The sequence below is a fragment of the Bacillus sp. 2175 genome (assembly GCF_057812155.1).
Window position 1 is genome coordinate 1,390,663 of record NZ_CM173819.1, and the last position, 20,806, is coordinate 1,411,468.

Genomic DNA, 20,806 nt, shown 5'->3' on the forward strand with positions numbered 1-20,806 from the left:
TTTTTAGAGAGAGACGGTGTTATTAGAGATATACATATAAGAATAGTGTGTGAATTTTTATATGTATGAAATAGTATGAAGTCCTTTTTCATTACAAATAATAAAGCCTAAATGCTATTTCACGAATTATAAATGTGAAAAGGAGGTTTTATCATTTGAATTCATTAAAAAATAACTTGTCTATTGTTGCTTTAGGTGGAGTAAATGAAATAGGAAAAAATATGTATGCTATCCAATATGAAAATGATATTGTCGTCATTGATTGTGGATCTAAATTTCCAGATGAAAGTTTATTAGGGATTGATTTAATAATTCCAGACGTCACATATTTGCAAGAAAATAAAGAAAAAATTCGCGGTTTAGTAGTAACGCACGGGCATGAGGACCATATTGGCGGAATACCATATTTTTTAAAACAACTAAATGTACCAATCTATGCAACAAAGTTAACGTTAGGTTTAATTGAAATTAAATTAAAGGAACACAATCTTCAAAATGATACGGAATTAATCGTTATTCATTCAGAATCAGAAATTGATTGTGGTTCTATTAAGGCAACCTTTTTTAAAACGAACCACAGTATTCCGGATTGTCTCGGTATTGTTTTTCATACACCAGAAGGTACTGTAGTACATACAGGTGATTTTAAATTTGATTTAACACCAGTAAATAATCAACATCCTGATATTCATAAAATGGCTAAAATAGGAAGTGAAGGTGTACTAGCTTTATTATCTGAAAGCACAAATGCAGAACGCCCAGGTTTTACTCCATCAGAAAGGTCAGTAGGAGAACGGGTAGAGGAAATATTTATGAAAGCAAATAGAAAAGTAATTATTTCTACATTTGCTTCTAATGTGAATCGTGTTCAGCAAATAGTTGAAGCTTGCATAAAAACAAATCGAAAATTGGCTTTGCTCGGGAGAAGTATGGTAAATGTAGTAGAAGTTGCTCTAGAGAAAGGGTATTTACATATTCCAGACGGCATGTTGATTGAAGCGAGTGAGATAAATCGTTTAGATCCAAAGCAGGTAGCGATACTTTGTACAGGAAGTCAAGGAGAACCGATGGCAGCTTTAGCGCGTTTAGCGAGTGGAAACTATAGACAAGTTGATGTTTTACCAGAAGATACGGTTATTATAGCTGCGACTCCGATTCCAGGAAATGAACGTAACGTTTCAAGAATTATAGATAATCTATTTGCTTTAGGAGCAAAAGTAATTTATGGATCAGGTAGTTCTACTGGAGTCCATGTATCTGGTCATGCGTATCAAGAAGAATTGAAATTAATGCTCACTTTAATGAAACCTAAATATTTTATCCCAATTCATGGAGAGTTTAGAATGCTACATCACCATAGTTTGTTAGCAGAATCAATTGGTATTGAAAAGGAAAATATCTTTATCGTACGTAATGGAGATGTTGTAGATATTAGTAATGAAGTGGCAATTCAATCTAGAAGAATACAGGCAGGAAATATATATGTAGATGGATTAGGAATTGGAGATGTTGGAAATGCATTATTACGTGATCGTAAACAACTTTCAGAAGATGGAATGCTCGTTATAGTTATTACTTTTAATAAAGTGGATGGAGAAATAATTTCAGGTCCTGATATTATTTCTCGTGGATTTGTCTATGTTCGTGATTCAGAAGAATTTTTAAGAGAATTAAATAAATTAGCTGTTATTACAATTAATAATTTAAAGAAAGAGAATGTGAATAGCTGGGGTATTTTGAAAAGGGAGGTAAGAGAAGCGTTAGGGAAGTATATATATACAAATACAAAACGAAAGCCGATGATTCTTCCTATAATAATAGAGGTTTAATAGTAAAAAAAGAATTCTCGTATGGGAATTCTTTTTTGTTTTGAAGACAAAATGAACATATAATGAAATAAATAGAAATGGAAGGAAATAAAAGATGTTATTAAATAAACGTTTTACAATTGGAGAAATGGCAAAAATGCATAATATCGCAGAATCTACATTAAGGTATTATGATGAAAAAGGAATTTTTCATCCGTCCATTGTTGATCCTCAAACGAATTATCGTTATTATACAATCGATCAATTTTCACTATTAGATACGATTAAGTTTTTACGCCAATTAAACATTCCATTAAAGGAAATTAAAAAATATATTGATGAAAGAAATCCAGCATACGCACTCAATTTACTGGAAAAACAACAAGAGATGATGCTGAAGAAACAAAGAGAAATTGAGTATGCTTTAGCGAAAATGGAGCATAGAATTCATTTAATTAAGGAAGCAACAAAAGCAAAAGCTGAACAAATGGTAATAAAAGAGATCCCGCAGCGAAAAATAACAGCTATTGCGGTTGCCCCGAATACGACGGATGATATGTTTGAGTACTACATTCATTCGTTGCAAAAAAATATGAGGCAAATGGATGATAGCTTATTTTCTGGAGATATTGGTGTAACTGTTGCGAAAAAAGGGTTAATGCAAAATGAGTTTCAAGCATATAGCAGTGTATTTATTCTTTTGGATTATATGCCTTTTGAAGTACAGAGTTCAGATGAAATTAAAGAAGGTATGTTTGCCTGTGTATATCATCATGGGCCATATGAAGAAACTGATGAAACATATAAGAAGCTAATGAAATATATTGATCAAGAAGGATACGAAATAAGTGGAGATGCAATTGAGATTGCATTAATTGATTGGTCTGTAACAGAAGATCCTGAGGAGCAAGTAACAGAAATTCAAATTCCTATAATGAAAAAACAAAGCAATAAGTTATAGGGCTCGTATAATTACAAATGAGCATCAAACGCGATAATTAAGTCACCTATTTTTTAATTCTCTATTGACCTTAAAGTTACTTGAAGGTTTAAACTAAGAAAAGAGAGTTGAAAAAAAGGAGCATATTAGAGTATGGAAGCAACAGAAAAATTAAGAGAAAAACCAATTAAAAGCTTATTTATTTCTTATTTAATACCAGCAGTTCTTGGAATGGTATTAATGTCAGTGAATATTGTAATTGACGCGGTTATGATTAGTAGAGGAGTTGGGGCGAACGGTTTAGCAGGAGTGAACGTGGCTATTCCAGCCTTTTCGATTTTCTTCTCTATTTCATTATGGATCGGAATGGGCGGGGCAACGTTATACTCCATTGCATTAGGTGAAAATAAACGAGAAAGAGCAAGGTCTATTTTTACTCAATCAATGACGGTAGCAGTTGTTATCGTAGGGATTTTAGCAGCGATTTGCTTATGGAGAATAGAAGATTTAGCATACTTATTTGGTGCAAACGAAGTGATTCTACCATATGCGTTAGACTATTTACACGTATTATTAACATTTGGAATGATATACGTTTTAGAAAATATTTTAAGTACATTTATACGAAATGATGGAAATCCTAATTTAGCAATGGCTGGTCTTGTTGTAACGGCTGTATTAAATATAGTGTTTGACTATATCTTTATTTTTATCTTTGGATGGGGCGTAACAGGTGCTGCCTCAGCGACTATTCTTTCGGCAGCGATTGGTTTCCTTGTATTATTAACCCATTTCTTTAGAAAAAGTAGTATTTTAAAGTGGACGAAATTTCATTTTGAATGGGATACTGTCAAACAAATTATGGTGATTGGTTTCCCAAGTTTTACAGCAGAAAGTACGGTTGCAATCGTAACGATTGGTTTTAATATCGCATTTGTCCAATATGCAGGAGAAGTAGGAGTAGCTTCCTATGCGATGGTGAATAGTATTCATGCAATGACATTACTATTATTCTTTGGTGTTGGAGCAGCATTACAGCCAATTGCTAGTTTCCATTACGGGGCAAATTTATCAGAGAGACTTCGTGAAGGATTGAAGTTTGCTGTGAAAATTGCAGTTGTCCTTGGAGGCGTTGCGATAATTGTCGGATTATTCTTCGGGAAATATATCATTGGTTTATTTGATGTTCAATCTCCAGAATTATTGGAGTTAACCTTAACAGGTATTAGTTTATTCTTTATCCAATACGTATTTTTAGGTTATAACATTGTGTATGGAGAGTACTTCCAATCAGTGCGACAAACGAAGAAATCAGTACTTATTATAATGAGCCGAGGATTACTATTTATTATTCCATTGTTATGGATTATGCCGAAACTATTTGGTATAAATGGAATTTGGCTCGTTATGCCAGTTGCAGAAGTAATGACAGCGATTATCGTATTTACGATGAATCGTATGAAACATCCTGTTCCATTAAATATGGCAGGAGAGAAAGAAGCGATATGATAAAAAATCCCCTTAAGCAATTAAGGGGATTTTCTTATTCCTTTAAACTAATAGCAAAAGATCCATCCGTTTCTTGAACAGAAGCAAAGGCAACGTTTTTAATATTTGTAATTCCTTTTTCTTTTAATTCTTTATATAACCATTTTTCATCTTTATGTATTAACTTTAAGTTATCATATTGAATTTGTGAATCGACGATAAGTGCAATTGGTAATCCAGCATACTTAACATCTATGTTTAAATCTTTTGGAGTTAATGGTACAAGTTCTCTTTTTGGTAAAATACTAATAGCGCCGTTCGCTTCTAAAATAGCGTATTCAATTTCATGAACACTTGGATATCCTGCAACGCGAAGATTAGAAAGCAGTTCTGCAATGGGGTATCTACTTTTTTGTAAGTTCTCAAAAATAATATCACCATGTTTAATTAAAATGATAGGGTGTCCGAGAATAAAACGATTTAGTTTGTTGAATAGGCTTAATTTTGTAAGGAGTAAATGTAAACATGTGATAACAACCATACCGAGAAATGCTTGTAAAGCACCAGAGACGGGTATGGCCTGGAAAGCTAAATAAGATAAAAAAATTATAGCCCCAAAATCATGAGGAGTTAGTTGCGCTAACGCGGATTTACCGAGTAACTTAAGCGATAGCAAAAATAAGATGAAAAAGAACGACACGTTACATAAAAAGAGAAGCAATAGAGACACTCCTTCGTGTAAAGTTGTACTTACTATTCCCGAAAGTAATATAAATATTACCTTTCAGAGGATAAATTAGGGTTTATTGGAATTTGTCTGTATACAAACAAATAAATGGATATTATCATGAAGGAAGTAAAAGAAAATAGGAGTATATGAATATGAGAAAGAAGAAAATAATGAAGGGCATTTTAGTTGTTATAATGATTTGCGCCGTGTATGCGGGGTTTTTACAATATCACATTTATAAGCATGGGCATATGAATGCAACATACGATGCTGATTACATAATTGTACTAGGATCGAAAGTAAATGGGACGAAACCATCTTATTCATTGCAATATCGTATTGATAAAGCAGCTGAATATTTAAAATCACATGAGAAAACAATCGCTATCGTATCTGGAGGACAAGGAAAAGGCGAAGACATTTCAGAAGCATTAGCAATGAAACAAGGACTAATAAAACAAAATATCGCAGAAGACCGCATTATAATGGAGGACAAATCTACGAGTACAGATGAGAATATTACATTCTCAAAACCGTTAATTCCAGCCGATATGAAAAAAGGTATGATCGTAACAAACGATTTTCACATGTTTAGAGCGAAAAAAATAGCGGCCAAACAAGGTTTACAATTAGAAGGTCTTCCGGCAAAAACACCGAAACCAATCATCATTCCATCGAATGTACGAGAATATTTAGCAATTACACAGTATTGGTTTATGAATCGAATATAGTGAAAGTGATCCCGTCTGAAACTCAGGCGGGATTTAGTTTGAGGAAAATCTTACAAATATGTCACGTTCGTGAAAGGTAAAGCGATAGTTTCTAGAATGATTTCCTGACATAATGAAGGTAACAAAAACTATTTAGAGGTGAATCGGATGAAAGGAAATAATATTTTATCTTCGTTATGTTACTTTAGTATCTTTTTTGCACCATTTTTACTACCAATTATCGTGTACTTTGTTGCAGAAGATGAAGTGAAGTATCACGCGAAAAAAGCATTTTGGTCACATGTTTTCCCATACGCAATCTTATTTGGAGGACTAGCAGTATCAGGCATGTACGGTTTAGGTTTCAATCAATCTGACGGTGCTGGAATTGGAATGGCTATCACATATGCAGTGTTCATTCTTGTAGGAATTTACTACTTCATTTGGAATATCGTAAAAGGTATTAAAGTTTTGAAAACGGCGTAATAAGATAATTATAATTTCATTTACCGTATCGATAAACGTTTTAAAAAAGGGCAATTCAAAAAGAATTGCTCTTTTTGTGCTTATAAGTTGTGAAAATTGAAAAAGATATGTTAATTTTTCATTATGAAGAGAAAAAAGGAGTGATTTTCATGAATGAGATCATACATAAGATGGAGCAACATGTTTCAGTTCGTAAATATAAAGAAGAATCAATTCCGAAAGATGTAGTAGAAAAGATGGTGCATGCTGCGCAACATGCAGCTTCATCACATTTTGTACAGGCGTATTCTGTTATATATGTAACAGATCAGGAATTAAAGGCTAAACTAGCAGAGCTATCCGGAAATCGCCATGTGAAGGACTGTGCAGCATTTTTTGTTTGTTGTGCAGATTTAAAACGACTTGAAATTGCATGTGAAAAACATAGTACAGAGATAAAGCATGAGGGAGTAGAAGACTTTATCGTTGCGACGGTAGATGCTTCACTTTTTGCGCAAAACTTAGCACTAGCAGCAGAATCGTTAGGATACGGTATTTGTTATATTGGTGGTATTCGTAATAATCCGAGAGAAGTGAGTGAACTGCTTCATTTACCGGATAAAGTATATCCTGTATTCGGAATGACAGTCGGTGTACCAGATGAAGAACATGGAGTTAAACCACGTTTACCAGTAGCAGCAGTTCTTCATGAAAATGGATATGATGAACAAAAATATGATGAATTACTAAACGAATATGATGAAACGATGAACGCGTATTATAAAGAAAGATCATCAAACAAGAAAAACGTAACATGGACGGAATCAATGAGTTCGTTTATGTCTAAAGAAAAAAGAATGCATATGAAAGAGTTTTTAAGTGAAAAAGGATTAAATAAGAAGTGAGTAAAGAGGCAAACCTGTGATGCAGGTTTGCCTTTTTGAGAAGGAGAAATACCTAAGGCCAGAAAGTTGTTTATTCTTTCTGAACTTAGGTATTTTGTTTGTTATCATGTACATAGAAATAAAAATTAATAATTTTTTACAAAAGTGATAGAAAATGAGAATGAAATGCCAATAGTAAGTAAAAGCGGCATAATAGCCGCTTTTTATCGTTTTATTTAGTATTTGATTTGAAATATTTTCCTTATGAAAGAAAGATTATTGCTAATTGTAAACTGTCAATAAAGTTATTTAAGTTTTGATATGGAATACCCCGCCGGAAAATACAGCAATAATTTCGTTTGAACATATCTGTTATTGCACGATCTAAAGCATCTTCTATAACAAGTTCAAACTTTCAATAAGAAGATAACCCCCTGTACAACTTAAAAGAATGTACGTAAATATTTTAAAAATCCGTTGATTAAGCCATTTAAAAATAATTTGACCTATAAACAAACCTAAAAATACAATTGGAATGGCATAAAAACTTGATTCCCAAATGGTTTTGTTTGTGCCAGTAAAGAGTATTTGAGTTACTAGACTAATGAAATATATAAACAGATAAAAAGCTAATGTAGTTGCTCTTAACTTCTCTTTTTCAGTATTAGTTCCTGTAAAATAAAGTAACAGGGGTGGACCTGGCATACCGATACTTGTCGTTAAAAGACCAGATAATCCGCCAGCTATGAAATCTCTAGATTGTGTTGATTTAACCTTAACGTTGCATATTAGCAACAATGTTAATAGTAAGAGTAGGATGCTAACTGCTAATTTAAAAGTGTTTATGTTAACGGAAATGAAAATTAAAATGCCAAAAGGAACACCAACTATACTTCCAAAAATAAACCTTTTCAGTAGAACAAAATCAACGTCCATTCTTATTTTCCAAATGAGTGAAATGGAGATAATTAAAGATAAAATAATGTTTATTTGTATAGCTTCTTGTGGTAGAAATAACATAAGTAAGAAAGGGGTTGCCATTATGGAAAAGCCAAAACCTGTACTTGCTTGCAGAATAGAAGCCACTAATATAATACATATGAAAAAGAATGTGATACCCAAAACAGCCCTCCTATTTAATCAAGTTTAACTAGTTAAAGTCTATTATTTAAGTGCAATGTTTCACAAACTTATTTGTATTTTAACATAAATATCTAGTTTTTTCTCAAATAGTGTTGCCATATAAGGCTCTTTAACTAAAAAATCTGACTTGTATTTTTAAACAATTTTATTATGGGGAAACAAATAATGAATGGGATCAAAATGTATTGATTATCATTAAATTATTCACTGAGATCCCCGCGATAAAACAAGAACAGCCATATAAAACTTACAAAAATACAGCATGTAGCTAATAAACAGCCAATCATTTGAGGAGAAAGAATTTCTAACAGCCCTCCTGTAAAAAACATCGATAACTGAATAAGAGATCCGTAAATGGAATAATGGAATGAAAAAACTTTACCTATCATATTTTCGTGTGTGTAAGTTTGAAGTAATGTCGTATCAAGTGGAACGATGATTCCTCCTGCTATGCGCATACAGAATAAAGTAATGATACCGATAATAAGTTGATCGGATAGAATGAATCCGAGAAAGAAAGTTCCTTGTAATAAGTAGGCCCAACCGAATACTTTTTTCATTTTTTCTTTATTATGGGATATATAAAGATTAACGAGAAGGCTTCCTATCATAAGCCCAGCCCCTTGAACCGTATATAAAATCCCAATGTTCGTATGGAAAATTTTTTCGGCATAGATCGTTAGAAGTAGTTGATAAGCACCTCCAATAATCCCCCATGAAATGCCGACAAGAATTAATGTTAAAATGATTTTTGTTTGTAATATGTATGTATAACCACCTTTTATATCAGTGAAAAATGCTTTCTTCTTGTTACAAGTATCATGAGCAGGAATACTCATGTTATAAATAAAATAGGCTGAAATAAAGTATGATAGGCTATTTACTAAAAAAGCGAACTCAATATGTAAAGATTGTGCAATTACTCCGCCCAAAGAAGCCCCCATAATAGACATAAAACCATTAATTGTACTAGAAAGAGAGTTAGCAGTTACGAAATGATTTTGGTGTACGATATTTTTTAGGGTTGCTTGTTTAGCCGGTTCAAATAAACAAGAAAGTACAGATAAACATATATTAGCAATGAAAATAATCTCAATTTTATAGCCTGCGAGTAAGTATGTAAGGACTAGAATTCCCCGTGTAATATCGGTAAAAATCATAATATTCTTTTTAGAGAAACGATCTACAATTCCGCCTATGAATGGACTAAGAAGAAGCTGTGGTAAACTTTTACTTATAAAAGTAAGTGCGATCATAAACGGCGATTCCGTTATGCTGTAGACAAATGTTAATAAAGCTACCGTATGGAACCAATCCCCAAGTACACTTAATGTTTGCCCATAAAATAGTTTATTGAAGTTTTTATTTGTTTTAAGAAGTGTGGAATAAGAAACTGACATAAATAGATTAATCCTTATGTAATGACGATGTTTGAATTTGTTCTTTCCACTCACTTAAATACACTTTTTCCGCTGTGGGAAGTCCAACAGGTAATTGTGCAATCAATTCTAAACTATTTCCATCAGGGTCGTTAAAGTATACGGCTGCATGTGCTAATTCCGGAAAAACAATCGGTTCAATTGGTTCCATTCCAAAGTCTTTTCGTGCTGAAATTCCTTTTTGATTTAGCCAATGAATCGCATTTTCTAAATCATGTAAACTTACTTGAAAGGCGATATGTCGTAAAGAGGGGTGATAATTCACTTTGTATTCTGTGCCTTCCCAAAGGCCGAGCCAACTCTCATTTTCTTTAATCCAAAAGAAAGCAATATTATCTCCTCTTTTATATAATTTTAGCCCTAGTGATTCATAAAAAGGTATTGATACTTTTAAGTTGCGGACAGGTAAATGTGCTTCGTAAAGACCTCTAATCATTGTAATCCCCCTTAGTAAAAATGTTTCTTATTCCATAGTAAACAATATGTTGCTAGTTGAAATCGCAAATAAGAGGGATATAAATTCATACGAAAGTATGAAAAAAACAGCTCATATTTGAGCTGTTTTTCTATAGTTTTTAGTTCATTTTTCAAGGATAGGATATATTAATATCCGTATCCGCCGCCACCCCAACAGCTACATCCGATGATGATTAGAAGGATGAATAGTACGATAAGCAAAGCAAATCCACCGCCGAAACCAGCGCAACTTCCACCATAACTCATATGTTTTCCTCCTTTTTAGTAAGTTAATCTATATGGTTCATGGACTACTATATACAGTATGTTTTTTGTATAGAAAACGAGCCAGTCTCATTTATAATTAGACAAATGCCTGTAGATTCATTAGGATTGCATGTTAGTGATTTGTAAATAAACCTTTACGTAATTCATAATTTAGGCATAAAAAATAAAAAATTGTAAAAAAAACCATTTTCTTATTTTTTTATGAGAGAATATGTACTATAATTTTACAAGTAATATTATGGGAAAAGGGAGTTTTAGTATAGAGATGGAGATGGGACAATTAAAAAATAAAATAGAAAACAAAAAGAAAGAGTTAATTCAACTTGTTGCGAGACACGGATTGGATCATGATAAAGTTTTGTTATTTAGTCGTGATTTAGATATACTTATTAATAAGTTTATGAATATAAAAGACAAAGTGCATAAATAAAAAATTTATAGTTTTTTATATTAAGATGTTTCACAGAAAGGAGAGGACAGTAATTGGAACATTTACAGGAAGAATTGTATAAACAAATAAAAGAAGAAAAAGGTACAGTTACAATTTTCTTAAAGAGTGGCGTTAGAATAATAGGAGAAGTTGTTGGAGTGGATAAATTTACAGTTTTAATCTTAGTGGATGGAAAACAACAGCTTATTTATAAGCAGGCTATATCAACAATAATGAAATAAGACACTCTTGTTGAGTGTCTTATTTCATTATTGCTTGCATGCCTCAACATCAATGCCGGCAGCAATTAACTTCTTTTCTCCATCTTGTTCAATAATTTTTTGTAATTTAGATAAGAAAGAATCAAAGTTTGTATGCTTTGCTACTTGGAACGTCATTTTATGTTCAATTGGTAGCCACGTATCAATATCAGCTTCGTTATGCTGAATTTTTACCTCAAGTTTATCGAGTGCATTAGCAACTTTTGCTTCGTACGTTTCTTTCGCTTCAAACTCCATCCATAAGTCATATAATTCCTCGCCGAGAGAACCTGTTAACGTTTGTTTAATATTTAAAATAGCCTCCAGTTCATTTTTTTGTTTTTGTAGCTGTAATTCGTGACTATTCATTGTATCAAAAGCAGGAATATCACCAGCTTCGGCTTCGACTAGGTCGTGAATAATAACCATTTTAAGTAATTTCTCAATACTTACTTTTTGATCCAAATAAGGTTCAACTAAAATGGCCATTAGAGACATCCGCCATGTATGTTCGGCAACACTTTCTTGACGTCCGTTGGAAAGCCAGCTATGTCGCATTTCATATTTTAGTTTTTCTGCTAATGCAATGACTTGTAAAATGTTGTGTTCCATCGTGATCCTCCTCATTTATTCATACCATAATTCTAATATAGAAATGAAATGTGTCAATTTTATGAGTATATTGCGATAAACAGATGATAAGCGTATAATACATGTTATATGTGAAAACGTATTATTAAAATAAAAAAATGTTATATAAAAATGGAAAGGAAAGGGCAGAAATATGGGAGAGAAAAATCAAGTATTAGCTAGACCACAAAGAAGAAAAAGGAAGTTTGATATTTCTAGCCCAGTGGGCATTATAGTAGGTTTCATTATAGTGATAGCGGCAATTATGCTTGGTGGCGGTGGAATAAAAGCTTTCAAAAACTTTTTAGATATTTCATCTATTTTAATTGTCATAGGGGGAACAACAGCGACAATTGTTGTGGCATATCGATTTGGAGAAATAAAAAAATATACGAAAAGCATTTTTACTGTTTTACATAGAAGAGAAGAAGATTTAGAACAGTTAACGGATTTGTTTGTCGATTTTTCGAAAAATTCTAAAAAGAACGGCTTGCTTTCTTTAGAGGTAGATGGAGAGCAAGTAGACAATCCTTTTATTCAAAAAGGAATTCGATTAATGTTAAGCGGTTACGATGAAGATGAATTAAAAGAAGTGTTATTGAAAGATATTGAAACGGAAGTGTATGAGTTAAGAAAAGGAGCAGCATTATTAGATAAAATTGGTGATTTTGCTCCAGCTTGGGGAATGATTGGTACGTTAATCGGTCTTATCATTATGCTCCAAAACTTACAAGATACATCGCAAATTGGTACAGGAATGGCAGTTGCGATGTTAACGACATTATATGGGTCTGTACTTGCGAATATGATTGCAATCCCTCTTGCGGAAAAAGTATATCGTGGTATTGAAGATTTATATACAGAGAAGAAGTTTGTAATAGAAGCAATTTCAGAATTGTATCGTGGACAAATCCCTTCTAAATTAAAGTTGAAACTGGATACATACGTATACGAAACAAAGGTAAAAAAGGTAAAAGGAGCAGCCTAATATTTCAAGGAGTGGTATGATGAGTAAAGGACCGCAAAAGGGATCGCCTCGTTGGATGACGACTTTTACAGATTTAACGATGTTATTATTAACTTTCTTTGTATTACTAGTTGCTACATCAAAGCAAGATGCAGTAAAATTGTCAAAGATGCTTGAAAAGTTTAGTGATACGGGGCAAGTAGATGCAAAAGTAATGGAAAATACAATACCGGATATTTCACATGAAAAAAATGATGAAAAAATGATTTCAAAAAAGAGAATGGATGAATTATATAAGAAGTTAAAAGCATATGTAGATAATAATGGTATTAGTCAAGTGAATGTATATCGAGAGGATACAGGGGTAAGCGTCGTTATAGTAGATAATTTAATATTTGATACAGGCGATGCGAACGTTAAGCCCGAAGCGAAAGGGATAATAAGTCAATTAGTTGGATTTTTTCAATCCGTACCTAACCCAATTGTTGTAGAGGGACATACAGATAGTAGACCTATTCATAACGAGAAATTCCCTTCTAATTGGGAGTTATCTTCAGCACGAGCGGCAAATATGATTCACCATTTAATTGAAGTGTATAATGTGGACGATAAAAGGCTAGCTGCGGTAGGATATGCAGACACAAAGCCAATTGTACCAAATGATTCACCGCAAAACTGGGAAAAAAACCGTCGCGTTGTTATTTATATAAAAGAGTAGTATATTATTATTTTAATAATAAAATAATAAAAACACGAAAATTCTTTTAAAAAAATATTAAATTTTATCATTTTATTTTGTATAATGAGTGAGAATGATAAGGTGAAATATTAAGATATATTTATACATAGAAGGAGAGAATTAAAAAGAATGGCACATAAAATTTTAGTAGTAGACGATGCGATGTTTATGCGAACGATGATTAAAAACTTATTAAAAAGTAATGCTGAATTTGAAGTTATTGGCGAAGCAGAGAATGGGGTAGAAGCAATTCAAAAGTATAAAGAACTTCAACCTGATATTGTAACATTAGATATTACTATGCCAGAAATGGACGGGCTTGAAGCATTAAAAGAAATTATTAAAATTGATTCAAGTGCAAAGGTTGTTATTTGTTCTGCAATGGGACAACAAGGTATGGTATTAGATGCAATTAAGGGCGGGGCAAAAGACTTTATTGTAAAGCCATTCCAAGCGGATCGTGTAATTGAAGCTTTAACAAAAGTAGCAAATAGTTAATATAGAAGGGGTGCCACAAGGAATCAAAACAGTGATAGCGGATCGACGTGTGGCCCCCTTTTTTCTCATTGTAAAACACTAAATTGTTATACATAAATGAAATGTTTGTTAGACAGGTAGGGGATAAAAATGCAAACAGATCTATTAAATATATTTTTCGAAGAGTCAGAAGAACATTTACAGTCGCTAAATGAAAATGTGCTAGTGTTAGAACAAAATCCTGCTGATATGGATGTTGTAGGAGAAATATTCCGATCCGCTCATACATTCAAAGGTATGTCTGCGAGCATGGAATTTACGGAAATGGCTGATTTAACGCATAAGATGGAAAATGTGTTAGATGAAATTCGTCATGGAAATATAGTTGTAAATGCGGATATTATTGATGTGATTTTTGAGTGCATTGATAATTTGGAGAAGATGGTTGCAGATGTGCAACAAGGTGGAATGGGCAATATTGATGTAGCCTCAACTAAACAGAAATTAGAAGCATTATTGAACGGCAATGTAGAAACTCCTACGGAACATATAGAGCAAAATCATATAGACACGGATGATGCAGTTTCGCATGAAGTGCATATAACAGTTGAACAGCAAGCAATTTTAAAAGCGGTACGTGCTATTATGTGTATTGAAGCATTGCAAAATGTAGGGAATATACAAAAAACAGCTCCGAGTATTGAAGAAATTGAAGCAGATGCTTTCGGATTTGAATTTACAGTATTTATGGATACTGATTGTAGTATAGAAGAATTGAAACAAGTAGTACTTCATGTTTCTGAAATTGAGAAAGTGGAAGTAAAGCAAGGAGAACCTATATCGAAGGAAGTAGCTTCTAAAAAAGTCGTTACACAAGAAGTTGTGCAAGTAGAAGGAAAGCTACAACCAGCTGTGGCTACGCAGGTAGAATCACCAATAGAGCCAACGAATCAACCTTCAAGTGCTATGCCAGCTAAAAGTACTACAAAAACGAAAAATGCTAAAGTGGAGAATCGTTCAATTCGTGTTCAATTAGAGAAAATCGAAAGATTAATGAATATGTTTGAAGAAAGTGTAATTGAACGTGGGCGCATTGATGAATTGGCTCAAACGATTCAAAACAAGGAGCTAATTGAACATTTAAATCGATTAGGCGATATTTCAAAAGATATTCAAAATGTACTATTAAATATGCGTATGGTGCCGATTGAAACTGTGTTCAATCGTTTCCCGCGTATGGTACGTATGTTAGCGAAAGATTTAGGGAAAAAAATCGATTTACAAATTACAGGTGAAGATACTGAAGTAGATAAAATTGTTATTGATGAAATCGGTGATCCGCTCGTTCATTTAATTCGAAATGCAATCGATCACGGTGTTGAAACTGTTGAAAAACGACGTGATGCAGGTAAAAATGAGACAGGTACGATTAAATTAGAAGCCTTTCATAGTGGAAATCATGTCGTTATTCAAATTACGGATGATGGAAACGGTATTAATAAAGGGAAAGTATTAGAAAAAGCGATTAAAAATGGCGTTGTAACTGAAGCAGATGCGAATAGATTAACAGATCGTGAAGTGTTTGATCTTATTTTCCAACCGGGATTTAGTACAGCTGAAGTTGTATCAGATCTTTCAGGACGCGGTGTCGGATTAGATGTTGTAAAACATACGATTCATAGTTTAGGTGGACATTTAATTATTGATTCTGAGGAAGGAAAGGGAAGTACATTTAGAATTGAACTTCCATTAACGTTATCTATTATTCAATCTATGCTTGTTCAAACGAATGATAAGCGTTATGCTTTACCTCTTGGAAATATCGTTGAAGCAATTCGAATTAAGAGAGAAGACATCCAATCCTTACAAGGAAAAGATGTATTAAATTATCGTAATCAAATTATTGAAGTGAAACATTTAAGTACTGTATTTGGTGAAAAAACAGTAGATGAGGCGTTTGCGTCATATGATGGTCAAATGGTTCCTGTGTTAATTGTTCGTAACACACATCGCAGCTATGGACTTATTGTAAACACAATTATCGGTCAAAGAGAAATAGTCTTAAAGTCATTAGGTGACTTCTTTGCAGAGAGTTCTAACTATTTCTCTGGTGCGACGATTCTCGGTGATGGACGAGTGGTCCTCATTTTAAACCCAGAAGGTTTATAATAGGAATGAAGGAAAGCTCCCCACTTGTATACAATTGGGGAGCTTTTTGGCTAATCGTTACGAATCTAATAATGGGATACATAGTAACGTTTTATACTAATGAGTTTGCTAAAATAAAATAAGAGTTTATATTATTTGATAGAAAAACAGAAATGAGGAGGCAGGGAAAATGCCTGAGCAACACACAAAAGGGGATACGAGCACGATTGTGCTAGAAAAAGAAAATGAGCATTTAACGCCCCAAGAATGCGATATTCTTGGCGAAATTGCAAATATATCATTTGGTTCAGCTTCGACTGTATTATCAACAATTTTAAATAGGCAAGTAAGCATTACTGCTCCTCGTATAGAGTTGGTAGATTTATATGATTCAAGAGATGTCGAAGTTCCACATGTTGTATTAAACATTCATTTTACAAAAGGATTAGATATGGAAAACCTTCTTGTTCTTAAGCAAGATGTTGCATTGTCCATTGCTGATTTAATGATGATGGGAACAGGTGAAGTCGAGGACGGAAAAGAACTTGGTGAATTAGAGCTAAGTGCTGTACAAGAAGCGATGAATCAAATGATGGGATTCGCAGCTACATCTATGTCCGAATTCTTCCAAGATACAGTAGATATGTCTCCGCCGACGATTAAAGTTGTAAAGTTATCAGAAGAAATGGAGAAAATCTCTGAAATCGATGGGAATCATACGATTGTTAAAGTATCGTTTGATTTAAAGATAGATAATCTTGTAAACTCTAAACTTGTACAAATTGTTTCAGTTGAGCATGCGAAACAAATGGTAAATAAATTAATGCAATTATCTGGTGGAGTAGAAGAAACAGACGAACCAGCAGAAGTAGTGGAAACTGAGATTGTAGAAGAAAAAATTGAAAAAGAGCATTTAACACAAGAAGAGAAAGATGTTCTTGGTGAAATTGCAAATATTTCAATTGGTTCCGCTTCAACAGTATTGTCAACACTTTTAAATCAGCCAGTTTCAATTAGTACACCAAATGTAGAAGCAATCAATGTTCGTCATTATGATGGAGTACCAGTACCATTTGTTATTTTAAATGTCGACTTTGTTGAAGGGCTAAAGAATGAGAATGTATTTGTATTTACGAAAGATGTTGCCTTAACAATGGTAGATTTAATGATGATGGGAACAGGGGAAGTTGACCCAGAAAAAGAGCTTACTGAATTAGAACTGAGCGGTATTAAAGAAATTATGAACCAAATGATGGGTCATGCTGCTACGGCGATGTCAGAAATGTTTCAAGAAAAAATGGACATGACGCCGCCAAATGTTAAATTTGTAACGTTAAAAGAAGAAATGGAATATTTGGGAGAGTCAATGGAAGTGGACGAACTCGTTCAAATTACGTTCAATCTTGAAATTGGCGATTTGCTTCAATCGAAGATGTATCAAATTTTGCCAATTTCCGAAGCGAAAGAAATGGTAAGGCGACTTCTGTATCCGATGGTGGAAGAAGAAGAGATTGCCACAGAAGAAATTGAAGAAGAAAAAATTGTAGAACCAGTTGTGCAACCTATTGAATTTAAAGAAGTAAAACAAATGGAACCAGTATATATGGACACGTCCATTCTACAAAATGTAGAAATGAACGTGAAATTTGTATTTGGAAGTACAGTGAAAACGATTCAAGATATATTAAGTTTACAAGAAAATGAAGCAGTTGTACTAGATGAGGATATTGATGAACCGATTCGTATTTATGTAAATGATGTATTAGTGGCGTATGGTGAACTTGTAAATGTAGATGGATTTTTTGGAGTAAAAGTGACGAAATCACTATAAGGCATTGAAATAGGAGTTTGAACTAGTAGATGAAAAACGTAAAGTTTTTTCTAATGAGTTGGCTATGCATACATGTGTGCTTGTTCTTCCCCTTGCAAAGTCAGGCTGAGGAACAAATTGAGTCAGATCAAAAAATAAATGAAGTGAATGTACAAGAAGAAAATAAGGAATCTCAAGAATCGTCAGAACAAGTGGAAACGAAGCAAGATGAAGAGAAACAAAAAGAAGCAGAGCAACAAGAAGTAGTAAATAAACAATTGAATGAAAGAAAGATAGAAACAGAACAAGGAATTATTACAGTAAATAAGCCGGAGCTTAAAGTTGGCGAAGAAGTGCGAATTGCTGTAGAACCAAATGTGAAAAACATTCAAAGCATGAAAGGTATATTGCAGTTACAAAAAAATGGCGAGCAATATGCGCAAGAAAGAATACTATCTTTTGAGTATGATGAAGAAACGAAGATCTGGGTTGCTAACTATAAAGCAGGGGATTTTGATTTGCAAGGTGATTGGAATCTTCAGCTCGTTCAAAGTTACAAAGAGAATGAGAAAGAAGAGCTCATAAAAAATGAAGTGAAAGTCCCGCTCATTCGTATTAAAAATGAAACGCCAACTATAGATAAAGAATTGCCAAAGTTACAGAAAGTTACTATTGATGAAGTAAAAGAGAACTTAGTTGAACGAAAACAGGGAGATTCTATACATATACGAGTAAAAGCGTCAGATATAGAATCGGTTGTAAAAGAAGTGCGCGTTACATTAAAAGGGAAAGAAAATAAAGAGCTTTCGTTTTTATTAGACTACAACAAGCATGATATGGATTGGCAAAAAGTATTTGAAATAACAGAAGCATTGCCGGCTGGATCATACGAATTACTTGTAGAGATAATAGATGCAGCAGGTAATAAACTTGTTGAAGAAAGTGAATATACCATTTCTGTTTTGGCGCCAAAAAACGAAGATGATAAAAAGATAGAAGAGAAAGAAGATAAATTAGATAATAAACTAGAAAATGAATTAGAAGATAAGAAAGAAAATGAGAAGCAAGAAGATTTGAAAATCAAAAACCCGCTTCCAGAAGAAAAATTGCCAGTTGTTCAAATTCCGAAGCAAGATGAGAAAGTAAATAAGTTTATAAAAGAACCGTTGAAAGAGAAAGAGGAATTTACTTACGTTATAAAAGAGCCGTTCGAAGACAACAAGGAAGTACATAAGGCGAAGGACCAAAAAGAGAAAAATAACAAACAAGTTGTCTCTAAAAAGAAAGAACAAAAAGAAGAAACGAAAGACAAGGAAGAAGAAAAAGGTGAACAGGGAGTACAAGCTTCGGATGTATTTACTATCATGTCAGGTTTATTCGTACTGTTTTTAGTTTTAAAGAGTAATAAAGAATGGGGCTAATTATTTCATAGTAGTGGAGGCGCTTAAATGGAGATTAAACGTACGACAATTGAAGATAAGACGCTACAACCATTAAAACAGCCTGCAGCTATTTCGGAACATGAAATCCAGAAAGAACGAAAGCGTAGCAATTTAGTGTTTACTGGACAGTCTAAAATTATTTCGAAAAATAATGAAATAGGTATTTTACTTGCAAGTTTAAGTGATGGAAAGATTATGAAGGAAATACTTTCTAAAGAGATGGATACGGTGTTACAACTTTTTAAAAAGTTACATACATTATCTCAAGAAGGAAAGCAATCAGAAAAAGTGTTTGAACAAGTAATTAGAAGCCTACAAGGACTTATTAAGCAGGCGCACATAAAAGAACTTCCTTTGTTAGATGGAACATATGATTTCGCTGAAGTACAACTATCATTTGGTAGAAAAGTACATATTCCTTTACTAGATGTAAGTGCACTCATCTCTAGAGTGGAAAGTGATTCCTCAGAAGGAAATATAAATTTGATGGTAACGGTTATTACTGCTTATATAACAAAATTGTCTAACGAAACGATTTTAATTAGCGTTACAGACCGCATTGCTAAAGATCGGGATGTAAGTGTATGGAGAGCGCTTGCGGAAATGAACATGACACAATTATCACAGGCATTGAAACAAACGATGCAAGAACATAAATGGTCTATGACGTTTCTTTTTCTCTTCATATGGATTGTCGGTATTATTTTAATTCGAGTTATGTAAAAGAGGTCGTCACTCCATTGTGACGACCTCTTTTATATTTTTTCGTAGAAGAATGTATCAAATCGCTGAAGATTGTAACGTTCGGGTGTTAAAATTTGTTCCGTACTACCAACAAATAGTACACCGCCTTTTCGTAAAGAACGACTAAATTTTTCGTAAAGTTTTATTCTTGCTTCTTCTGTGAAATATATCATTACATTACGACAAATAATCAAATCATAATTTGTATCGAATGACTGCATTAAAAGGTCGTGTTGTTTAAACGAGACGTTTTGTTTAATGTTTTGATGCAATGAATATAGATCATTCTCTTTTGTGAAATGACGTTCTTTCAAATCAGTAGGTAATTCCTTTAACGAACGTTCTGTATATTGAGCGCGTTTTGCGGTTTCTAAAATATGAAAATCAAGATCTGTTGCTTGAATTTCAAAACGAAATGGAGCTAGATGTTTTGATAAAATTAAAGAGAGTGTATATGGTTCTTCACCAGCAGCGCAAGCGGCACTCCATACCTTTAATTTTCCGCTATTTTGTTCGAGTAATTTTGGTAGTGCTTTCGACTCTAAAGTTTGCCATCGTTCTTTATTTCTAAAAAACTCTGAAACGTTAATTGTAATATAGTCAATAAAATTTAAAAATAAATTTTGATCAGCGCGTAATTTGTTTAAAAAATTAGTGTAGTTTTCGAAGCCTTTTCTCGAAATGAAAGCATCGATTCTACGGCGCATTCTATCTTGTTTATATGAAGCGATGTCCATATTGAATTGTTGTTTAAAACTCGCTATAAAATGATCGTAATCTTGTTCAATTATCATATTTACAATGGGCA

At 33.2% G+C, this 20,806-nt stretch carries 22 protein-coding genes; 15 read left to right on the forward strand and 7 right to left on the reverse strand.

All coding sequences use genetic code 11. The features are described 5' to 3' along the window. Positions 1–155 precede the first annotated feature (155 nt). The 3 genes from ACXKY9_RS07525 to ACXKY9_RS07535 all read left to right on the forward strand — a co-directional run bounded on the left by ACXKY9_RS07525 (position 156) and on the right by ACXKY9_RS07535 (position 4,257). Positions 156–1,829, forward strand: coding sequence for a ribonuclease J (locus ACXKY9_RS07525; protein WP_001086703.1), 1,674 nt, complete (start codon positions 156–158; stop codon positions 1,827–1,829). A gap of 94 nt (positions 1,830–1,923) precedes the next feature. Then, positions 1,924–2,769, forward strand: a complete 846-nt coding sequence (locus ACXKY9_RS07530) for a MerR family transcriptional regulator (protein WP_000925910.1) — start codon at positions 1,924–1,926, stop codon at positions 2,767–2,769. A gap of 132 nt (positions 2,770–2,901) precedes the next feature. After that, positions 2,902–4,257, forward strand: coding sequence for an MATE family efflux transporter (locus ACXKY9_RS07535; RefSeq protein ID WP_000388390.1), 1,356 nt, complete (start codon positions 2,902–2,904; stop codon positions 4,255–4,257). Between the two features lie 34 nt (positions 4,258–4,291). On the opposite strand, the gene ACXKY9_RS07540 is transcribed toward ACXKY9_RS07535, so the two are convergent. Continuing rightward, positions 4,292–4,957, reverse strand: coding sequence for a DUF421 domain-containing protein (locus ACXKY9_RS07540; protein WP_000923922.1), 666 nt, complete (start codon positions 4,955–4,957; stop codon positions 4,292–4,294). A 161-nt stretch (positions 4,958–5,118) separates the two neighbouring features. Between ACXKY9_RS07540 and ACXKY9_RS07545 the strand changes: the two genes are divergently transcribed. The 3 genes from ACXKY9_RS07545 (at position 5,119) to nfsA (ending at position 7,046) form a co-directional block, all read left to right on the forward strand. After that, positions 5,119–5,697, forward strand: coding sequence for a YdcF family protein (locus ACXKY9_RS07545; protein ID WP_001227676.1), 579 nt, complete (start codon positions 5,119–5,121; stop codon positions 5,695–5,697). 147 nt (positions 5,698–5,844) lie between these two features. Beyond that, entirely contained in the window at positions 5,845–6,162 is a 318-nt protein-coding gene (locus ACXKY9_RS07550) for a magnetosome magnetite crystal formation protein family (protein WP_000678055.1), read from the forward strand. A 149-nt stretch (positions 6,163–6,311) separates the two neighbouring features. After that, positions 6,312–7,046, forward strand: coding sequence for an oxygen-insensitive NADPH nitroreductase (gene nfsA, locus ACXKY9_RS07555; protein ID WP_001002392.1), 735 nt, complete (start codon positions 6,312–6,314; stop codon positions 7,044–7,046). A gap of 375 nt (positions 7,047–7,421) precedes the next feature. Here nfsA and ACXKY9_RS07560 read toward each other — a convergent pair whose 3' ends face one another. The 4 genes from ACXKY9_RS07560 to ACXKY9_RS07575 form a co-directional block, all read right to left on the reverse strand. After that, the gene (locus tag ACXKY9_RS07560; protein WP_000513079.1) at positions 7,422–8,147 is read right to left on the reverse strand and encodes a sulfite exporter TauE/SafE family protein; all 726 of its coding nucleotides are present in this window, start codon (positions 8,145–8,147) and stop codon (positions 7,422–7,424) included. A gap of 221 nt (positions 8,148–8,368) precedes the next feature. Next, complete coding sequence (locus ACXKY9_RS07565; protein ID WP_000117064.1) at positions 8,369–9,568, reverse strand: MFS transporter; 1,200 nt, start codon at positions 9,566–9,568, stop codon at positions 8,369–8,371. A 7-nt stretch (positions 9,569–9,575) separates the two neighbouring features. After that, positions 9,576–10,043 carry a VOC family protein gene (locus ACXKY9_RS07570; RefSeq protein ID WP_000617953.1) on the reverse strand — a complete coding sequence of 156 codons (468 nt, stop codon included), beginning with the start codon at positions 10,041–10,043 and terminating at the stop codon, positions 9,576–9,578. Between the two features lie 167 nt (positions 10,044–10,210). Further along, on the reverse strand, positions 10,211–10,330 hold the full coding sequence (locus ACXKY9_RS07575; protein WP_000120179.1) for a YjcZ family sporulation protein: 120 nt from the start codon (positions 10,328–10,330) through the stop codon (positions 10,211–10,213). A 232-nt stretch (positions 10,331–10,562) separates the two neighbouring features. Here ACXKY9_RS07575 and ACXKY9_RS07580 point away from each other — a divergent pair, with 232 nt between their 5' ends. Both ACXKY9_RS07580 and hfq read left to right on the forward strand, forming a co-directional pair. Continuing rightward, the gene (locus ACXKY9_RS07580; RefSeq protein ID WP_000291688.1) at positions 10,563–10,781 is read left to right on the forward strand and encodes an aspartyl-phosphate phosphatase Spo0E family protein; all 219 of its coding nucleotides are present in this window, start codon (positions 10,563–10,565) and stop codon (positions 10,779–10,781) included. A gap of 53 nt (positions 10,782–10,834) precedes the next feature. Beyond that, positions 10,835–11,023, forward strand: a complete 189-nt coding sequence (gene hfq / locus ACXKY9_RS07585; protein WP_000400664.1) for an RNA chaperone Hfq — start codon at positions 10,835–10,837, stop codon at positions 11,021–11,023. Between the two features lie 27 nt (positions 11,024–11,050). On the opposite strand, the gene ACXKY9_RS07590 is transcribed toward hfq, so the two are convergent. Then, entirely contained in the window at positions 11,051–11,653 is a 603-nt protein-coding gene (locus ACXKY9_RS07590) for an HD domain-containing protein (RefSeq protein WP_000400780.1), read from the reverse strand. Between the two features lie 172 nt (positions 11,654–11,825). Between ACXKY9_RS07590 and ACXKY9_RS07595 the strand changes: the two genes are divergently transcribed. From ACXKY9_RS07595 to ACXKY9_RS07625, 7 genes are all read left to right on the forward strand, one after another. Next, positions 11,826–12,659 carry a flagellar motor protein MotP gene (locus tag ACXKY9_RS07595; RefSeq protein ID WP_000504187.1) on the forward strand — a complete coding sequence of 278 codons (834 nt, stop codon included), beginning with the start codon at positions 11,826–11,828 and terminating at the stop codon, positions 12,657–12,659. Positions 12,660–12,678: 19 nt separating this feature from the next. Then, positions 12,679–13,356 (forward strand): OmpA family protein, encoded by a 678-nt coding sequence (locus ACXKY9_RS07600; protein ID WP_000033627.1) that lies wholly within the window; start codon positions 12,679–12,681, stop codon positions 13,354–13,356. 150 nt (positions 13,357–13,506) lie between these two features. Beyond that, positions 13,507–13,875 (forward strand): response regulator, encoded by a 369-nt coding sequence (locus ACXKY9_RS07605; protein WP_000940568.1) that lies wholly within the window; start codon positions 13,507–13,509, stop codon positions 13,873–13,875. Positions 13,876–14,004: 129 nt separating this feature from the next. After that, on the forward strand, positions 14,005–16,023 hold the full coding sequence (locus tag ACXKY9_RS07610; RefSeq protein ID WP_001192613.1) for a chemotaxis protein CheA: 2,019 nt from the start codon (positions 14,005–14,007) through the stop codon (positions 16,021–16,023). Positions 16,024–16,192: 169 nt separating this feature from the next. Further along, positions 16,193–17,833, forward strand: coding sequence for a flagellar motor switch protein (locus tag ACXKY9_RS07615; protein ID WP_001115009.1), 1,641 nt, complete (start codon positions 16,193–16,195; stop codon positions 17,831–17,833). Between the two features lie 29 nt (positions 17,834–17,862). Next, the gene (locus tag ACXKY9_RS07620; protein ID WP_000800082.1) at positions 17,863–19,233 is read left to right on the forward strand and encodes a hypothetical protein; all 1,371 of its coding nucleotides are present in this window, start codon (positions 17,863–17,865) and stop codon (positions 19,231–19,233) included. Between the two features lie 27 nt (positions 19,234–19,260). Continuing rightward, entirely contained in the window at positions 19,261–19,977 is a 717-nt protein-coding gene (locus ACXKY9_RS07625; protein ID WP_000403960.1) for a hypothetical protein, read from the forward strand. 32 nt (positions 19,978–20,009) lie between these two features. On the opposite strand, the gene ACXKY9_RS07630 is transcribed toward ACXKY9_RS07625, so the two are convergent. After that, entirely contained in the window at positions 20,010–20,792 is a 783-nt protein-coding gene (locus ACXKY9_RS07630; RefSeq protein WP_000582872.1) for a CheR family methyltransferase, read from the reverse strand. Positions 20,793–20,806: the final 14 nt, after the last annotated feature.